The 15,915-nt window shown below is 71.2% G+C and carries 14 protein-coding genes; 6 read left to right on the forward strand and 8 right to left on the reverse strand.

All coding sequences use genetic code 11. The annotated features are described in order from the left end of the window. Positions 1 to 38: 38 nt before the first annotated feature. From LWJ43_RS01565 to LWJ43_RS01585, 5 genes are all read right to left on the reverse strand, one after another. Positions 39 to 1,091 carry an iron-siderophore ABC transporter substrate-binding protein gene (locus LWJ43_RS01565; protein WP_277330442.1) on the reverse strand — a complete coding sequence of 351 codons (1,053 nt, stop codon included), beginning with the start codon at positions 1,089 to 1,091 and terminating at the stop codon, positions 39 to 41. 116 nt (positions 1,092 to 1,207) lie between these two features. After that, positions 1,208 to 2,047 (reverse strand): ABC transporter ATP-binding protein, encoded by an 840-nt coding sequence (locus tag LWJ43_RS01570; RefSeq protein ID WP_277330443.1) that lies wholly within the window; start codon positions 2,045 to 2,047, stop codon positions 1,208 to 1,210. A 50-nt stretch (positions 2,048 to 2,097) separates the two neighbouring features. Continuing rightward, positions 2,098 to 3,162: a FecCD family ABC transporter permease gene (locus LWJ43_RS01575; protein WP_277330444.1), complete on the reverse strand. Its 1,065-nt coding sequence runs from the start codon at positions 3,160 to 3,162 to the stop codon at positions 2,098 to 2,100. Then, entirely contained in the window at positions 3,159 to 4,217 is a 1,059-nt protein-coding gene (locus tag LWJ43_RS01580) for a FecCD family ABC transporter permease (RefSeq protein WP_277330445.1), read from the reverse strand. Before LWJ43_RS01580 ends, LWJ43_RS01575 begins: the two co-directional genes overlap by 4 nt. Before the next feature lie 171 nt (positions 4,218 to 4,388). After that, a complete protein-coding gene (locus tag LWJ43_RS01585; protein WP_277330446.1) occupies positions 4,389 to 5,732 on the reverse strand; it encodes a lysine N(6)-hydroxylase/L-ornithine N(5)-oxygenase family protein in 1,344 nt (447 codons plus the stop codon). Positions 5,733 to 5,980: 248 nt separating this feature from the next. Between LWJ43_RS01585 and LWJ43_RS01590 the strand changes: the two genes are divergently transcribed. Further along, positions 5,981 to 6,928 (forward strand): methionyl-tRNA formyltransferase, encoded by a 948-nt coding sequence (locus LWJ43_RS01590; protein WP_277330447.1) that lies wholly within the window; start codon positions 5,981 to 5,983, stop codon positions 6,926 to 6,928. Positions 6,929 to 6,950: 22 nt separating this feature from the next. Here the strand turns inward: LWJ43_RS01590 and LWJ43_RS01595 are convergent, their stop codons facing one another. After that, on the reverse strand, positions 6,951 to 7,751 hold the full coding sequence (locus LWJ43_RS01595; RefSeq protein ID WP_277330448.1) for a HEAT repeat domain-containing protein: 801 nt from the start codon (positions 7,749 to 7,751) through the stop codon (positions 6,951 to 6,953). Between the two features lie 113 nt (positions 7,752 to 7,864). On the opposite strand from LWJ43_RS01595, the gene LWJ43_RS01600 reads away from it, so the two are divergent. From LWJ43_RS01600 to LWJ43_RS01610, 3 genes are read left to right on the forward strand one after another with little or no spacing between them, the layout of a single operon-like run. Continuing rightward, a complete protein-coding gene (locus LWJ43_RS01600) occupies positions 7,865 to 8,764 on the forward strand; it encodes an ABC transporter ATP-binding protein (RefSeq protein ID WP_277330449.1) in 900 nt (299 codons plus the stop codon). After that, positions 8,761 to 9,741 carry an ABC transporter substrate-binding protein gene (locus LWJ43_RS01605; RefSeq protein WP_277330450.1) on the forward strand — a complete coding sequence of 327 codons (981 nt, stop codon included), beginning with the start codon at positions 8,761 to 8,763 and terminating at the stop codon, positions 9,739 to 9,741. The genes LWJ43_RS01600 and LWJ43_RS01605 overlap by 4 nt, the downstream gene beginning before the upstream one ends. 6 nt (positions 9,742 to 9,747) lie before the next feature. Beyond that, positions 9,748 to 11,814, forward strand: a complete 2,067-nt coding sequence (locus LWJ43_RS01610) for an iron ABC transporter permease (protein ID WP_277330451.1) — start codon at positions 9,748 to 9,750, stop codon at positions 11,812 to 11,814. A gap of 97 nt (positions 11,815 to 11,911) precedes the next feature. Here LWJ43_RS01610 and LWJ43_RS01615 read toward each other — a convergent pair whose 3' ends face one another. Continuing rightward, on the reverse strand, positions 11,912 to 12,349 hold the full coding sequence (locus LWJ43_RS01615; protein ID WP_277330452.1) for a glutaredoxin family protein: 438 nt from the start codon (positions 12,347 to 12,349) through the stop codon (positions 11,912 to 11,914). Between the two features lie 334 nt (positions 12,350 to 12,683). Next, the gene (locus tag LWJ43_RS01620) at positions 12,684 to 13,340 is read right to left on the reverse strand and encodes a Type 1 glutamine amidotransferase-like domain-containing protein (RefSeq protein WP_277330453.1); all 657 of its coding nucleotides are present in this window, start codon (positions 13,338 to 13,340) and stop codon (positions 12,684 to 12,686) included. Between the two features lie 295 nt (positions 13,341 to 13,635). Between LWJ43_RS01620 and LWJ43_RS01625 the strand changes: the two genes are divergently transcribed. Further along, entirely contained in the window at positions 13,636 to 15,507 is a 1,872-nt protein-coding gene (locus LWJ43_RS01625) for a CocE/NonD family hydrolase (protein ID WP_277330454.1), read from the forward strand. Positions 15,508 to 15,718: 211 nt separating this feature from the next. Beyond that, positions 15,719 to 15,799 carry a putative leader peptide gene (locus tag LWJ43_RS33000; protein ID WP_462100934.1) on the forward strand — a complete coding sequence of 27 codons (81 nt, stop codon included), beginning with the start codon at positions 15,719 to 15,721 and terminating at the stop codon, positions 15,797 to 15,799. The last annotated feature ends 116 nt before the right edge of the window (positions 15,800 to 15,915 follow it).

The following is a 15,915-nucleotide window of genomic DNA, read 5'->3' on the forward strand; positions in this document are numbered from 1 at the left end:
AACCGGGCCGGGCCGACGGCGGGCGCGGGCGACGGACCTCACTGCTCGACCGACTTGACGAGCTCGTCGATCGCGTACGGCAGGGACAGGAGGGTTCCCTGGGACATCGCAGCGCCGACCGCCGGACCCTCGCTGTCGAGCATGTACGACACCTTTCCGGCCTTGACGGCGGACAGGTTGGTGAACAGCTCGAACTTCTTCAGTGCGTCCTGGTCGGCCTTGTCGTTGATGACGAAGACGCGGTCGACGTCGATCAGGTCCATGCGCTCGGGGGAGAGCTTGGTGTAGAACGAGTCGCCGGCGATCTCGTCGATCTTCGTCGCCCCCTTGAAGCCGATGCCCGTCACCAGCCGTCCGCGTACGTCGGTCGTGGTGAACGGGGCGACCGAGTCCTCGTACCAGGACAGCGCGACGGCTGTCTGCCCGGCGAACTCCGGGTGCGCCTCGGCTGCGGCGTCCAGCTTGCCCTGGATGCCCTTCACCAGCGCGGTGCCCTCGTCCTCCTTGCCGAGCGCCTTGGCGATGTGGACCGCGTTGTCCTGCCAGGGTGCGCTGAAGAGTTCCTTCTCGGCCTTGGTGCGGCCCACGGTCGGGGCGATCCTGGAGAGCTTGTCGTAGGCGGCCTGGTCGATCTCGGAGTAGACCGCGATGATCAGGTCGGGCCTGAGGGCGGCGATCTTCTCGTAGTTGGGGCCGGAGTCGCCGTTGCTCATCACGACCTCGGGACGGGTGTCCCCCCACTTGTCCTTCACCCAGGGCCACTGGGTGTTGATGTCGGGGGACGTGCCGGCCGGGTTCGGGTACTGGTCGACCATGCCGACCGGCTTGATGCCGAGCGCGAGGACGGCCTGGTCGTCGGTGTAGCCGACGGAGACGACCCGTTCGGGAGCCTTGGTGACCTCCGTGGATCCGAAGGCGTGCTCCACGGTCACCGGAAACGCTCCGGACGCGGCCGCGGGGGCCTTGTCGCTCGTCCCGTCCTCCGTGCCGGAACCGCATCCCGCGAGGAGGCCGACGCCGAGCGTCACCGCGGCGAGGGTTGCCGCCAGCCGCCGCCCCTGCTCCGGAAACGCCGATCTGTGGAAGAGCATCCGTGAATCCCCTGCTTTCGCGCTGTCCGCTACACCCCGTCCGAGGGCAGCCAAACCTTACCCATACCGAGTGAGGTTAGCCTAGCCTAACTGGCCCTGTTTCCCTTACCCGTAACTCAGTTGAGCTGCACATGGGTCCGCCCGATGGGCACGATGAGCGGACGGTCCCCCACCGGGTCGTCGATCACCTTGGCCTTCAGCCCGAAGGCCTCGTGCAGCAACTCGGCCGTGACCACGTCGCGCGGGTGTCCCTGCGCCAGGATCGAACCCGCCCGCATGACGACGAGGTTGTCGCTGTACCGGGTGGCGAGGTTGAGGTCGTGCAGCACCATGACCACGGTGCGGCCGGACTCGTGCAGGTCGTCCACCAGGTCGAGCACGTCGATCGCGTGCGCCAGGTCCAGGTAGGTGGTCGGTTCGTCCAGCAGCAGGAGGTCGGTGCCCTGAGCCAGTGTCATCGATATCCAGACGCGCTGGCGCTGTCCGCCCGACAGCGAGTCCACGGGCCGGTCGGCCAGCTCGGACACCCCGGTCATGGCCAGCGCGCGCTCCACGACGGAGGCGTCGTCGGACGACCACTGCCGCAGCCAGCTCTGGTGCGGGTGGCGCCCTCGCGCGACCAGGTCGGCCACCGTCAGGCCTTCCGGCGCGACGGGACCCTGGGGCAGGAGGCCGAGCTTCTTGGCCACGTCCCTGGTCCTCAGACCGGCGATGTCCTCCCCGTCCAGGACGACCGCTCCCGAGGTGGGCCTGAGCAGCCGTGTGAGGGTACGCAACAGGGTCGACTTGCCACAGCCGTTGGGGCCGATGATCGTGGTGATCAGCCCGGCCGGCACCGTCACGTCGAGACCGTCGATGACGGTCCGGCCGCCGTATCCGACCGTCACGTCCCTGGCGGCCAGCCGAGGGACGTCACGGGCCGCGGAATCCGTCTTCGTGCTGTGCTGAGCGCTCACAGGTCCTCCGTCGTCCGGTTCGTACAGTCGTCTTCGTCAGCCGGGCGCCGTCACTGTCTGAGGTTCGACCGCACCAGCAGATACACGAGGAAGGGCCCCCCGATCGCGGCGGTGACCACACCGACCGGAAGGGTGAGCGGCAGCGCCGAGCGCGCGGTCAGGTCCGCGCCGATCAGCAGCAGGGCGCCCACCAGCCCGGAGGCCACCAAGGGCGGTGTGGGGCGCCTCGCCAGACGCAACGCCACCTGTGGGGCCACCAGGGCCACGAAGGGGACCGGGCCCGCGGCACCGACCGCCGCGGCGGCCAGCAGGACCGCGCACAGCAGCAGGACCGCCCGCACCCTCGAGAACCGGACGCCCAGCCCGGCGGCGACCTCGTCACCGAGATGCAGGGGCCTGAACTGGAACGCGGCGGCCGTCACGACCGCCAGGAGGACGAGCGAGCACCAGAACACCACCCGGACCTCGTCCCAGGAACGGTTGTCCAGGGAACCGACCAGCCATGCCTGGGCCCGTGCCACGTCCCTGATGTCGGCGGTGGCGAGCAGCCACGTCGTGAGCGCCTCGGTCACGGCGGTCACCGAGATGCCGATGAGGATGAGCCGGAACCCGTCGATTCCCCGCCGCCACGCCAGGAAGTACACCAGCAGGCCCGCCCCGAGGCCGCCGGCGAGTGCCGCCGCCGACAGACCCACGGTGCTGACGACCGCTGCGGCCGTCCCGCCCGAGGCCGTCACCAGGAACACCGCGACGACACCCGCCCCACCGGTGATTCCCAGGATGTCCGGACTGGCCAGCGGATTGCGGGCGATGGACTGCGTGATGGCCCCGGAGACCCCCAGGGCGAGGCCCACGAGGAGTCCGGCCAGGGCGCGCGGCATCCGCAGGTCCATGATGACGAACTCGTCGACCTGTTCACCGCGGCCGAAGACGGTGGCGATCACCCGCGGAAGGCCGATGGGGAAGTCACCGACGCCGACGGACAGGCAGAACACCAGGAAGGTGGCCGCCGCCAGCAGCAGCGTGACGGACACGAGCCAGGGCCGCCAGACGAAGGACACCGTACCCAGCCGTACGCCGGGCGCCACGGGCCGCTTCACATCCGTGCCGTTCATGCGCTCCTGAACTTTCCTCGCCGGACGAGCGCCGCGAAGAACGGGGCGCCGAGCAGGGCGACGACGACACCCGGGTCCAGCTCGCCCGGCCGCACCACGAGGCGCCCCACGATGTCGCAGACCAGCAGGACGACGGCTCCGAGGAGGCCCGCGTACGGCACCAGCCAGCGGTAGTCCGGCCCGGTCAAGTGGCGGGCCACATGGGCGACCATCAGCCCGAGGAAGGCGATGGGGCCGCACGCGGCGGTCGCCGCGCCCGCCAGCAGTGTGATGGCGACGATGCCGACGGTCCGGCTCAGCGCGATGTTCACACCCAGCCCGCGCGCCACGTCGTCCCCCAGGTCGAGCAGGTTGAGCGAGGGCAGCGTGATGAGGGCCAGCACGACCCCGGCCGCGATGAACACGCTCACCGGCCCGATGACGTCGAAGCCGACGCCGGCCACCGAGCCCGCGTTCCAGAACCGCAGCGCGTTCAGCGACTTAAGGTCCGACAGAGCGATCGCCGTCGTCATCGCCGCGAGGAACACCGTGACCCCCTGACCGGCCAGTGCGAGGGTGAGCGGGTTGCCCGCGCCCCGCCCGATGCTCGACAGCCCGAACACGACGACGCCGGCGGCCGCCGCCCCCAGGAACGCGAACCAGACGTACTGGAAGGGAGAGGTGAAGCCGAACACGGCGATCCCCGTCACCACGGCGAACGAGGCACCCGAGTTCACGCCCAGCAGGCCGGTGTCCGCGATCGGGTTCCGTGTGTAGCCCTGGATCAACGCCCCGCCGATGCCCAGGGCGACGCCTGCGACGATCGCCAGCACGGTCCGGGGCACCCGCACCGTCTGCACGATCAGCCGGATCTCGGTGAGACGCCGGTCGGGGTCCGGCGCGGCGAAGAGCCCTTGCCACACCTCGGCGGGACTCAAGGCGCGGGCGCCGACGGCCAGGGAGGCGACCGCGCCGACCATGAGGACCGCCACCAGCGCGCCCAGGCCCACCACCCGTCTTCGACGGGCTTCCGTCGCGCCCCTGGAGGCGGGGCGCTCCACTGCAGTCGTGCTCATGTCGACGTACGATATCCCTTGATCTTCCGGCTTTTCAGGGGGAGTTGGGCACCCTGGCCCCGTGGGGAAGGGCCCGTGGGATCGGGCCCTTCCCTGTTCACCGGACCGGGCGGCGCGTCCCGCGCCCGGCGGAACCGGGTGCGGTGCGAGCCGGGTGCGGTGCGAGCCGGGCTAGGAGGCGTCCGCCACCAGCCGGGCCTCGTCGGACGTGGCCTTGACGCCCCGGGCGAGCAGCGAGTCCAGGATCTCGCCGACCCGGATCGCCGTGTTGGACAGCAGCGCCGAGGTGATGCCGTGCGTGTGCTCGGTGCCGCCCTGCAGATAGATGCCACAGCTCAGATCGGACCCGGTCGCGATGCGGTAGTCGCGCTCGACGCGCACCCGGCCCTCCTCGTCGCGCAGGCAGTGGCCGGCGGCCTCACCGAGGAGGCCGAGCGGGTCGACGGGGCTGTAGCCGGTGGCGAACACCACGATGTCGGCGTCCAGGACGGTCTCCTCTCCCGTGACGAGGGACGTCACCGTGGCGTGGACGGTGTCCGGCTTCTCCTCGACGGCGGCGAGACGGGACACGTTGAGGAAGCGGAGCCGCTCGGTGCCGAGGACCTTCTCCTGGTACATCTGACGGTAGAGGTCGTCGATCAGGTCGATGTCCACCACGGAGTAGTTGGTGTTCCCGTGGTAGTCCATCAGCCTGCGCTTGACGTTCCCGGGTGCGGCGAAGTACTCGTCGACCGCGCCCGGGTCGAAGATCCGGTTGGCGAAGCCGCTGTCGTCGGCGGGGCTGTAGCCGTATCGGGAGAAGACCGCGCAGACCTCGGCCTCGGGGAACCGGCGGTGCAGGTAGGCGACGTTCTCGGCGGCACTCTGTCCGGCGCCCACGACGACGAAGCGGGAGGGCGAGGCACCCTCCAGCCCCTCGACCTTCGCCAGCAGTTCGGAGTTGTGCCAGACGCGGTCACCGCGCTCCACCCCTTCGGGCATGAGGGGCCGCAGCCCCGTCCCGATGACGACGTTGCGGGCCCGGTGGACCGTGAGCCCTTCGTCCGAACGGACCGTCACGTCCAGGTACCGCACGGCTCCGCCGTCGTCCACGACCGGTGTGACCCCGACGACCTCGTGGCCGTAGGAGACCATCTCCCCGACCTTGGCCGCCGCCCACTCGAAGTAGTCGTGGAACTCGACCCGGAGGGGGAAGAGGTTCTTGTGGTTGATGAAGTCGACCAGACGCCCCCTGCTCTGCAGGTAGCAGAGGAAGCTGAACTCGCTGGCCGGGTTCCGGAGCGTCACGAGGTCCTTGAGGAAGGACACCTGCATCGTCGCGTCGTCGATCAGCATCCCGCGGTGCCATCCGAAACGTGGCTGCTGCTCGAAGAAGTGTGCTGTGACCGGCTGTTGGCTTCCAGCGTCCGCGTCGTGCTCGCTGAGCGCGATCGCCATGGCCACGTTGGACGGACCGAAGCCGATGCCGATGAGGTCGAGGACCTGCGGTGAGTCGCCAGGCTGAACCTGAGACATGTCACTCCGATCGTGCGGGGGGAAGCCGCCTGAAGTCGCGAGGGAATACGAAGTCCGGGCACACCGAACAGGGCGGCCCGCCGTAATTTAGGTGAGCCTAAGCTCATCTCGCACGACTGTCGATAGGGCACGGCACACACGACTCGGTCGACACGACCACCAACAGGGCTGCCGCATCGCGCTGTTGCATACTTAGGCAAGCCTCGCTTTACTGAGCACTCGTCATTCCCTGCACCAAGGAGGAACACATGCGGGTCGTCATGTTCGGGTACCAGACCTGGGGGCACCGCACCCTGCAAGCCCTGCTGGACTCCGAGCACGACGTGGTCCTGGTGGTGACGCACCCCAGGAGCGAGCACGCGTACGAGAAGATCTGGAGCGACTCCGTCGCAGACCTCGCCGAGGCACGGGGCGTCCCGGTGCTGATCCGCAACCGGCCCGACGACGACGAGCTGTTCGCACGCCTCCAGGAGGCCGACCCGGACATCATCGTGGCCAACAACTGGCGGACGTGGATCCCCCCGCGCGTCTTCGGTCTCCCACGCCACGGCACGCTGAACATCCACGACTCCCTGCTGCCGAAGTACGCCGGCTTCTCCCCGCTGATCTGGGCGCTGATCAACGGCGAGCCCGAAGTCGGCGTCACCGCGCACATGATGAACGACGAACTGGACGCGGGTGACATCGTCCGGCAGGAGGCGGTCGCGGTCGGCCCCACGGACACCGCGACCGACCTCTTCCACAAGACCGTCGACCTCATCGGCCCGGTCACCATCGGCGCACTGGACCTCATCGCCGCGGGACGGACGGAGTTCACCAAGCAGGACCGCTCACAGGCGAGCTTCTTCCACAAGCGCGCGGCCGAGGACATCCGCATCGACTGGAACTGGCCCGCCGAAGACCTCGAACGCCTGGTCCGCGCCCAGTCCGAGCCGTACCCCAGCGCCTTCACCTTCCACAGGGGCAGGCGCATCGAGGTGCTCGCCGCGGTGGTCTCCGAGGGCCGGTACGGGGGAACGCCCGGCCGCGTCTTCTACCGCGAGGGCGAGGGCGTGGTGATCGTCGCCGGATCCGACGCCCGGACCGGCCGCAACCACGGTCTGGCCATCACCCGCGTACGCACCGAGGACGGCCGTGAAGTGCCCGCGACGGAGTACTTCACGTCCATGGGCGGCTATCTGACCAGCCGTCCCTGACCCATCCCCGGGGGCGCGTGCCTCATGGCTCGCGGATCGCCTCCACCGCCTCACGGACATCCGGCGACGGGTCCTCGGCGAGGCCGTCGAGCAGCTGGTCCACCCCGGGGGTGGACCAGCGGCCCACCGTCCACACCAGCTCTTCGCGCACACCGGGGTCGGGATGCGCCGCCAGCGGGGCCAGCCGGCCGAGCGGACCGCGACGGCGCATCGAGAACCAGTGCAGCACCTCCCGCAGCACGGCCGGGTCCCCGGGATCGCCGGCCTGCGCGATCCGGGCGAGCAGCACCCCGGCCGGTGGCGGCGGGCCGTCCAGAGGGTGCGGAAGGCGCTCGAGCAGCCGCCGTGACCCGTAGCCGCCCCGCACCCGGCAGCCGAAACAGGTGCAGGGACGAGTGCCGTGCGCGTCCGGCAGATAGCGCCAGCCGGCGACCTGTGGCGCGGCGCGGATCCGGTGGACCTCACGCCGTCCGATCGCGCGCGGCACGAACACCTCCCACCCGCGGGGGTCCTCCAGTGCCGCGATCCTGCGCACCGCCTCGGCGGCGGGGACGGCGGGCGGGATCTCACGCACCCGGTCCCTGTAGTGCCCGACCGACACCCGCTGGTCGTCGTCGAGCCGCAGGTGGACGGCGACCAGCCCCCCGCGACTGCCGAAACGGGCAAGTTCCCTCACCCACTGGTGGGTGAGGGTGTGCGAGGGCAGCACCGGGAAACAGTGCACGCCCCGCACACCTCCCCGCGCGTCGCCCGCCGCACGTATCCCGGACCTGCGGATGCGGGGAGCGTTCGCCGCGGACGTCACGTGCACGAACATCGCCATGGCTCGGCATGGTAGGCGATCCGCGTCGGCGCGTGCCGTGCGGGAGGCACTCCGTCCTCCCGAACCGAGGGCCGTGGTTCAGCAGCATCTAAGGGCAGGCTAACCTAACGCCCATGAGAGCTGGTGAGAGCACTTCCACGGCTGTGGGCACCCCTGTGTCCACCGACGGGCCGCCCACGCGCGGCCACGGGCTGTCCGCCGACGGGGTGACCGTGGCGTACGGCCGCGTCGATGTCGTCCACGGGGCGGCCATCACCCTGCGGCCCGCCGAGGTGACGGCCCTCGTGGGCCCCAACGGCAGTGGGAAGTCGACCCTGTTGCGCACGCTCGCCCGTCTGCAGAGCGCGCGGACCGGCACGCTGACGGTCGACGCCGGGACGGACAGGGCCGAGGACGGCTTCACGCTCGGCGCCCGCGAGTTCGCGCGCCGGGTCGCGCTCCTGACACAGTCCCGGTCGACGCCGGGCGGACTGACGGTCCGGGACGTGGTCGATTTCGGCCGCTACCCCCACCGCGGGCGCTGGGGCCGTCCTGATCCCCGTGGCACCGCCGCGGTCGACCGGGCACTGCGTCTCACCGGCGTCGAGGACCTCGCCGGCCGGGGTGTCGACCAGCTGTCGGGAGGACAGCTCCAGCGCGTGTGGCTCGCGAGCTGTCTCGCACAGGAGACGGGCGTCCTGCTCCTGGACGAACCGACCACCTATCTCGACCTCCGGTACCAGGTCGAACTCCTCGACCTGATCCGCGATCTCGCCGACGACCACCGGATCGCCGTGGGCGTCGTGCTCCATGACCTCGACCAGGCAGCCGCAGTCGCCGACCGCGTCGCGCTGCTGCACGCGGGACGCGTCGTCGCCGACGGCGTGCCCGAGGACGTGTTCACACCCGGCCTTCTGTCGGACGTCTACGGCATCCGCATCGACGTGGACACCGATCCCGCCACCGGCAGCCTGCGCACCCGCGCGATCGGCCGCCACCACTCCCGATCCGAAAGGCTCAGCACCTCCTCATGAGACGCCACATCCTCGCCACGGCCACCGTCGCCGTCGCCGCCCTCTCCCTGGCCGCGTGCGGGACCACGGAACCGTCCTCCGACGACGCCGCGGCTTCCGCCAAACCTGCCGGCAAGATCACGCTCACCGACGCCAAGGGCACGAAGGTGACCCTCGACGGCCCGGCCACCAAGGTCGTCGCCACCGAGTGGAACGTCGTCGAGGACCTGGTCGCGCTCGGAGTCGCCCCCGTCGGCGTCGCGGACGTGAAGGGCTACACCGCGTGGAACACCGCGGCCCCGCTCACCGGCACCCCGAAGGACATCGGCACCCGTGGCGAGCCGAGCATCGACACCGTCGCGGCGCTCGCCCCCGACCTCGTGGTCGCCACCAGTGACCTCTCGCCCGCTGTCGTGAAGCAGCTCCGCAAGGTCGCGCCCGTCATCGAGATCACGTCCGCCGACGCCGCCGACCAGATCGGCACGATGACGGAGGGCCTCGACCTCATCGCGAAGGCCACCGGCAAGGAGTCCGAGTCGGCCGCTCTCAAGAAGGACTTCGACACGAGCCTGGCCGAGGGCAAGAAGGCACTCGCGGACGCCGGCCTCGGCGGCGCCGAGATCGCCTCCGCCGACGGCTACGTCGCGTCGAACCAGGTGTCCGTCCGCGCCTACACCAGCGGTTCGCTCCTCGGCGCGGTCAACGAGAAGCTCGGCCTGAAGAACGCCTGGACCGTGAAGGGCGACGAGAGCTACGGCCTCGCCACCACCGACGTCGAGGGCCTCACGGGCCTCGGCGACGTCCAGTTCACGTACGTGGCGAACGACGCCGACGGTGACGCCTTCGCCGGCCCTCTCGCCAAGAACGCCGTGTGGAAGTCGCTGCCCTTCGTGAAGGCCGGCGACGTGCACCGACTGCCCGACGGCGTCTGGATGTTCGGCGGTCCCCGCTCCATGGAGGCGTACATCGACTCCCTCGTCGACGCGCTGACGAAGTAGCGCGCCGTGGCCGTCATCGAGAAGACCGCGGTCGGCCGTGACCGGTCCGTCGCGGCCACGACGGGTGCGGTCGCCGTGACGGCCACGCTCGTGCTGCTGGTCATGGTCCTCGCCGCCGTCGACATCACGCAGGGCACCGCGGACGTCGGCGCCTCCGAGGTCTGGGACGCGCTCACCGGGAACGCGGCGGCCGGGGACTCCTCCGTCGTCATCGCGTCCCGGCTCCCGAGGATGGTGGCCGCCGTCCTCGTCGGAGTGGCACTCGGCACGGCAGGCGCCGCCCTCCAGGCGGTCAGCCGGAACGTACTCGCCTCTCCGGACACGCTCGCCGTGAACGCCGGGTCCTATCTGGCGCTCGGGATCATCGCCGTCACCGGTGTCTCCCTCCCGCTCCTCGCCTCGTCCGGTGCGGCGTTCGTCGGCGGCCTCGCCGCCGCGGCGGTCGTGCTCGGACTGTCCGGACTGGGCAAGGGCACCGTACGGCTCGTCCTGGCGGGCACCGCGCTCGCCCTCGGACTCAGCGCGGTGACCGAGGCGTTGCTCCTCCTCTTCCCCCAGGAGACCGAGGGCCTGTACAGCTGGAATCAGGGCAGCGTCGGCCAGAACGGCTTCGACGCCGTCGTCCAGATGGCGCCGGTCGTCGTCGTCGGCCTGGCCGGGCTGATGCTCCTCGCCCGCCGGATCGACGCCCTGGCGCTGGGCGACGACGCCGCCCGGGGGCTGGGGGTCCCCGTGCGCGGGACCCGGGTCACCACGGTCGTCGTCGCGACCCTGCTCTCCGCCGCGGCCGTCACGCTGGCCGGCCCGATCGGGTTCGTCGGTCTCTGCGCGCCCGCGCTCGTCCGGCCCCTCACCCGCCGGTTCCGGGGACTAGTCCGCTCCCGGGTGAGCCTGCCGGTGGCCGGACTCGTCGGTGCAGCGCTCGTGCTCGGTTCGGACGTCCTGCTGCGGGCCGTCGTGCCCGCCGACACGGCCGTGGAGGTGCCGACCGGCGTCGTCACCACGGTGGTCGGCGCGGTGTTCCTCGTCGTCATGGCACTCCGTCTCCGCGACACCGCCTCGGCCGAGGCTCCCGACCGGCTGCGGATCCCGAGCCGGACGGCGTTCCTGGTGACGGTGGTGGCTCTGGCCGTCGCCCTGGTGGGCGTACTCGTCGCGGCCGTGCTCCTAGGCGACGCGAAGCTGCTGCTCGGCGATGTCATGAACTGGGCGCAGGGCAGGGCGGGCCGCGTCGTCACGTTCGTCCTCGACACCCGGGTGCCCAGGGTGTCGGCCGCGCTCCTCGCGGGTGGCGCGCTGGCGCTGTCCGGCACGCTGGTGCAGGCCGTGACCCGCAACCCGCTCGCGGAACCCGGCGTGCTGGGTGTCTCCGGGGGCGCCGGACTCGGCGCCGTCCTCCTGGTGACCACCGTGCAGTCCCCCGGCTCGTGGGAGATCGCGGGGGCCGCTTTCGGCGGTGCGGCGGTCACGGCGGCGTTCGTGTTCGGGCTGGCCGCGCGAGGCGGTTTCCAGCAGAACCGGGTGGTTCTGCTGGGTGTCGGGGTCTCCGCCGCCGCGGCGGCGCTGATCAGTCTGGTCATCGTGCTGAGCGACCCGTTCGACACGACGAAGGCCCTCACGTGGCTGTCCGGTTCGACGTACGGGAGGAACATGCCCGATGTGGTCCCGGTGGCCGTCGTGCTCGTGCTCGGCATCCTCCTCGCCGTGACACGGCGCCGGGAACTGGACCTCGTCGCACTCGACGAGGACACCCCCAGGCTCCTGGGCATGGGTCTCCCCCGGGCACGGCTCGGCTTCCTCGTCGTGGCCGTGCTGCTCGCCGCCACCGCCGTCGCGGCGGCGGGGACGATCGCCTTCGTCGGACTGGTCGCACCGCACGCGGCACGGGCACTCGTCGGCCGGCGGCACGTACGGGTGGTCCCGGTCGCCCTCCTCCTCGGAGCGCTCCTGGTCTGCCTCGCGGACCTCGCGGGACGTACGGTGATCGCCCCGGCGCAGCTCGGCGCCGGCTTGATGACGGCTGTCATCGGCGCTCCGTACTTCATCTACCTGCTGGTCCGCACGAGGCGCTGACCCGCCTCGGGGCGGGCCTTCGGTTCCCCGCCGACGGCCCGCCCCGAGGTCCGTTGCGACCGGTGGCCCTGGGGCAGTCCGGCCACCGGACTACCCGTCAGGTGGAGGGCGGCAGCTGTCCTCGCACCCACGCGGGGTCGGGGTTGACGTGAGCCCGGCCGCCGACCACGACGGTCGGCACGGTCTCGTCACCGCCGTTGGCCGCCCTCACCTCCGCCGCTCCGGCCGGGTCGCGCCGGATGTCGACCCAGTGCAACCGGGCGGCGTTCCGGCCCAGCCGGATCCGCAGGCGCATGCAGTAGGTGCACCCCGCCCGCCAGTAGACGACCGGCCTGCCGTCGGCCGCGCTGCGGCGCTGCGCCTCCGCTGCGCCGATCGACCGCGGGAACGCGAGCGGTGAATACAGCCAGGCGAGAACGACGAACACCAGGCACAGCCCCACGGCGGCGGCGGGCGACCCGTCACGGGCCCGCGGGGACGCGACGAGTACGCCGCACGCCACGAGCGACATCGGCAGGGTCCAGGCACGCATCATGATCAGGCAGGCTACCGCCGGCGCCGGTCCGGCGGGCGGGAAGGTTCGCGTCCGCCTCGCCCGGTGGCCGTCCGGCTCCGCCCGCGCCCGTCCGGACGGCCCCCTCGCCGGTACTGGTCGATGGTGAGGACGCCGCCTGGAGCCGCACCGAGGTCTCCCGGATTTCGCTGCTCACGGCGTCAATTGCGCACCGTGCTCCGCGGATTCCGGCGACTGCGTGACGAGGGCCTGCTCGAACTCCGGCGCGGCCGGGGCGCGGTGATCACCGCGGCGCCCGGATCACCGAAGCCGTCCGCGGGCGGCTTTCATGGCCGGCCCGGTCGGACACCGCCCGTCAGCGGACCCGGGGTGGGCGGTCTCCGTCGATCACCAGGGCCTGGCCGTCGCGCAGGGGCCGGTGGGCCGTGCCCTCGGCGTGGTACCGGTCGGCGACCGCTCCGAGGATTTCCGATTCGGGATGGCCCGGGGAGTCGATGTGGGGCACCACGACGTGGTCGAGGAGGCCCAGTCCGTCCCAGCGGGCCTCGTCACCGTAGGCGGTGCGCACCTCCTTCGGATCGTCGCACTGTTCGAGACCGTGCAGGTCAGGTGCCAGAACGCAGACGCCCGCGCTGTAGCCGGCGTAGACGAAGGCGTCCTGGCGCAACAGTTCGGTCAGAGCCAGGTCGGCACCACTGCGGGCCAGGGCCTGGCGCAGGACGAACACATTGCCTCCGCGCACCCAGATCAGGGGGAACCTGGAGAGTGCCGTCGCGACCTGCGTGGAGGGCTGATCGAAGAACGTACGCAGGTCGACCTCGGACGGCCGCAGCCCCAGACCCGCCAGCGCCTCGAACTCCCGCTCGACGGCGGCTCGGCGCTCTTCGTCCGGCAGGACGTCGACCGCGTTGGCGATCACTGCGACATCGGGCGTGGCGGCGGTGCGGGTCAGCAGGGCCAGCATCTCGTCCGGATGGTCGCCGGTCCGGAACGAGGAGAGGTACATACGCATCCGTGCACCGTAACGGTCCCGCCACGCGCCGCCCGGCCACCAGGTGGTCCGCCCAACCGCGAGCGCGCCATGGACCATCCACCGGCCACATCGGTAACTCAGAAGACACATCGGGCTGTTGAAGCGCGAGCCAACCGATCCTAGACTCCTGCGCCGTCGGCTCCGGTTCGTGTTCGCGACTGCGATCCAGCTCCGCGGACGTGTGCGACCGCCGTCGCGTCCTGAGGACGTGCCGGATCCGCTGCTCGGCCTGCACCACTGCGAAGCCCCGTACCCACCCAGCCGGGAGAAGCATGTGAGAGCACGTCGCACGCCCAGATGGGCCGCCTCAGCACTCGTCACCGTCCTCGCGTCGACCGGGCTCCTCGCCGGCCCCGCGGCCGCCTCCGGGTCCGCCGCGGCACCGGGCCGCCAGGTGGCCACCACGACCGACCCGGTCACCCATCAGGAGAACGACCGCGTCCCCGAGGGCTCGCTCTGGACGCAGCACTACTTCCCGTCCTCGGACCGCTCCGGCACCGAACTGCACGCAGACGTGCTGCTGCCCGAGGGTCTGCCGAGGAAGGCCGAGGTCCCCGTCATCCTGTCCGTCGGCCCGTACTTCGGGCACTCCGGACAGTCCGGCGCCGAGGGCTGGACCCACACCGGTCCCTCCGCCCGGTTCCAGGACTTCATCGAGGGCACCGACCTGTTCGACCAGGGCTACGCCTTCGTGATGGTCGACCTGCGCGGCTTCGGCGGGTCCACCGGTTGCCTGGACTGGGGCGGCCCCGGTGAACAGGCGGACGTGAAGGCGGCGATCGACTGGGCGGCGAAACAGCCCTGGTCCACGGGTGCGGTGGGCCTGTACGGCAAGTCCTACGACGCCCTGACGGGCCTCATCGGCAACAACCTGGACCAGCGTGCGCTGAAGGCCGTCGTCGCCCAGGAGCCCGTCTGGGACATGTACCAGTACATCTACTCCAACGGCGTGCCGCGCCCGAACGTCACCGGCACCGCCAATGCCTACAACTCCATCGCCACGCTGGACCAGCTGCCCGACGACGACGCCCGCTACCTGGCCAACTCCCGTTACGAGGAGGCCCATCCCGAGTGCCTGACACAGAACTCGGCCGGTTACCGGATCGCCGACCAGGACGACCCGTTCTGGACCTCCCGGGACCTGGCGAAGGCGGCAAGGGGCACGGACACCCCGCTCTTCGTGACCCAGGGCTTCATCGAGAACAACACCAAGCCCGAGGAGATGCAGGAGTACCTCGACAACCACAAGGGCCCCGAACGCGGCTGGGTCGGCCAGTGGGAACACGTCCGCGGCGGGGACCGCACCGCCGACGGCCGCCTCTCCATGGGGCGTGAGGGCTGGTACGACGAGACCCTCTCCTTCTACGACCAGTATCTCAAGGGCATCAGGCCGGCTGTGCGCTACCCGGCCTACTCCGTCGAGGACTCCACCGGCGCGTGGCGGGCGCAGAAGACCTGGCCCGTCGTGGAGCGCTCCGTCACGCTTGCCCTCGGCGGCGGCTCGTACGTGGACGACGGCGGCCTCTCCTCGGTCACCGGCCTGGTCGGGCCGGACGGGCCGGCGCCCCGGGAGCGTGTGCGGCCCACCGGCGAATGGGACCTGGAGAACGCGCCCGCGACCGACCCGGCCGCACCGGAGGGCCTGGCTGAGAAGCAGGCCCTGCTCCAGCGGTCCGGAGCCGTCACGTCGAGCTTCGTCGTGTGGTCCGAGGCGCTCGAGAAGGCCGTGCGGGTCACCGGCACACCCCGGATCTCCCTGGCAGCGAAGGGAGAGGGCAACGTGATGCTCAAGCTGTACGACGTCGCCCCGGACGGCACGGCCGTCATGTTCGACGAGCAGGTCTCGCTGCTGAGGACGGGCAAGCTCTCCGTCGATCTGAAGGCGACCGACTGGACCTTGGCTGCCGGGCACGTCCTGGCGGTGGAGATCGGGTCCGTCCGGACCGGCTCGTGGCGTGACACTCCTTCCGGCGAGACGATCCGGGTCGAGGGAGCACGGCTCGGGCTCGCCCTGGACGACCCGGCCGACGACGTCGCCACCCAAGGGGCCCGCTCGCCGTATCTGGACACCTATCTGCGCCAGTACACGGTGCCCCTGCCGGCAGGTCCCGGCACGTTCACGGTGGTACCCGGCGGACGTCTCTGACGCTCGCTCGGGCCGGCGTCGCACGACGGGGTTCCCGGACCGCACCCGGGAATCCCGCCCGGCACCGGCCCACGCACGCGCGTCACGTGCGCGGGCCGGCCGCACGCGCGCGCCGGGACGCGTCCCCTCCGGGCGCTGCCGGTCTCACCTGCTGACATTCCTGCCCTCCAGGGCTTGAGCCGACCGGTGCCCCTCCCCCACAATGCTCGGCATGACCGCCGCTGCCGACTTCCTCGTGGGGCGCCTGCACGTCGACCTGTGTCGCCAGTCCAGCGCGACCTGTCGCCGCTGACGCCTGCCGGACCCCTGGAGCCGTGGGCCACCTGCCCCGGCTCCCCGCGCATCGGCACTCCCGCCCGGCACCGTACGACGCCGTGACTCCCTTCCCTTCCCACGTGTCCCCGCATG

It is taken from the genome of Streptomyces sp. JH34 (genome assembly GCF_029428875.1).
GTDB lineage: Bacteria > Actinomycetota > Actinomycetes > Streptomycetales > Streptomycetaceae > Streptomyces.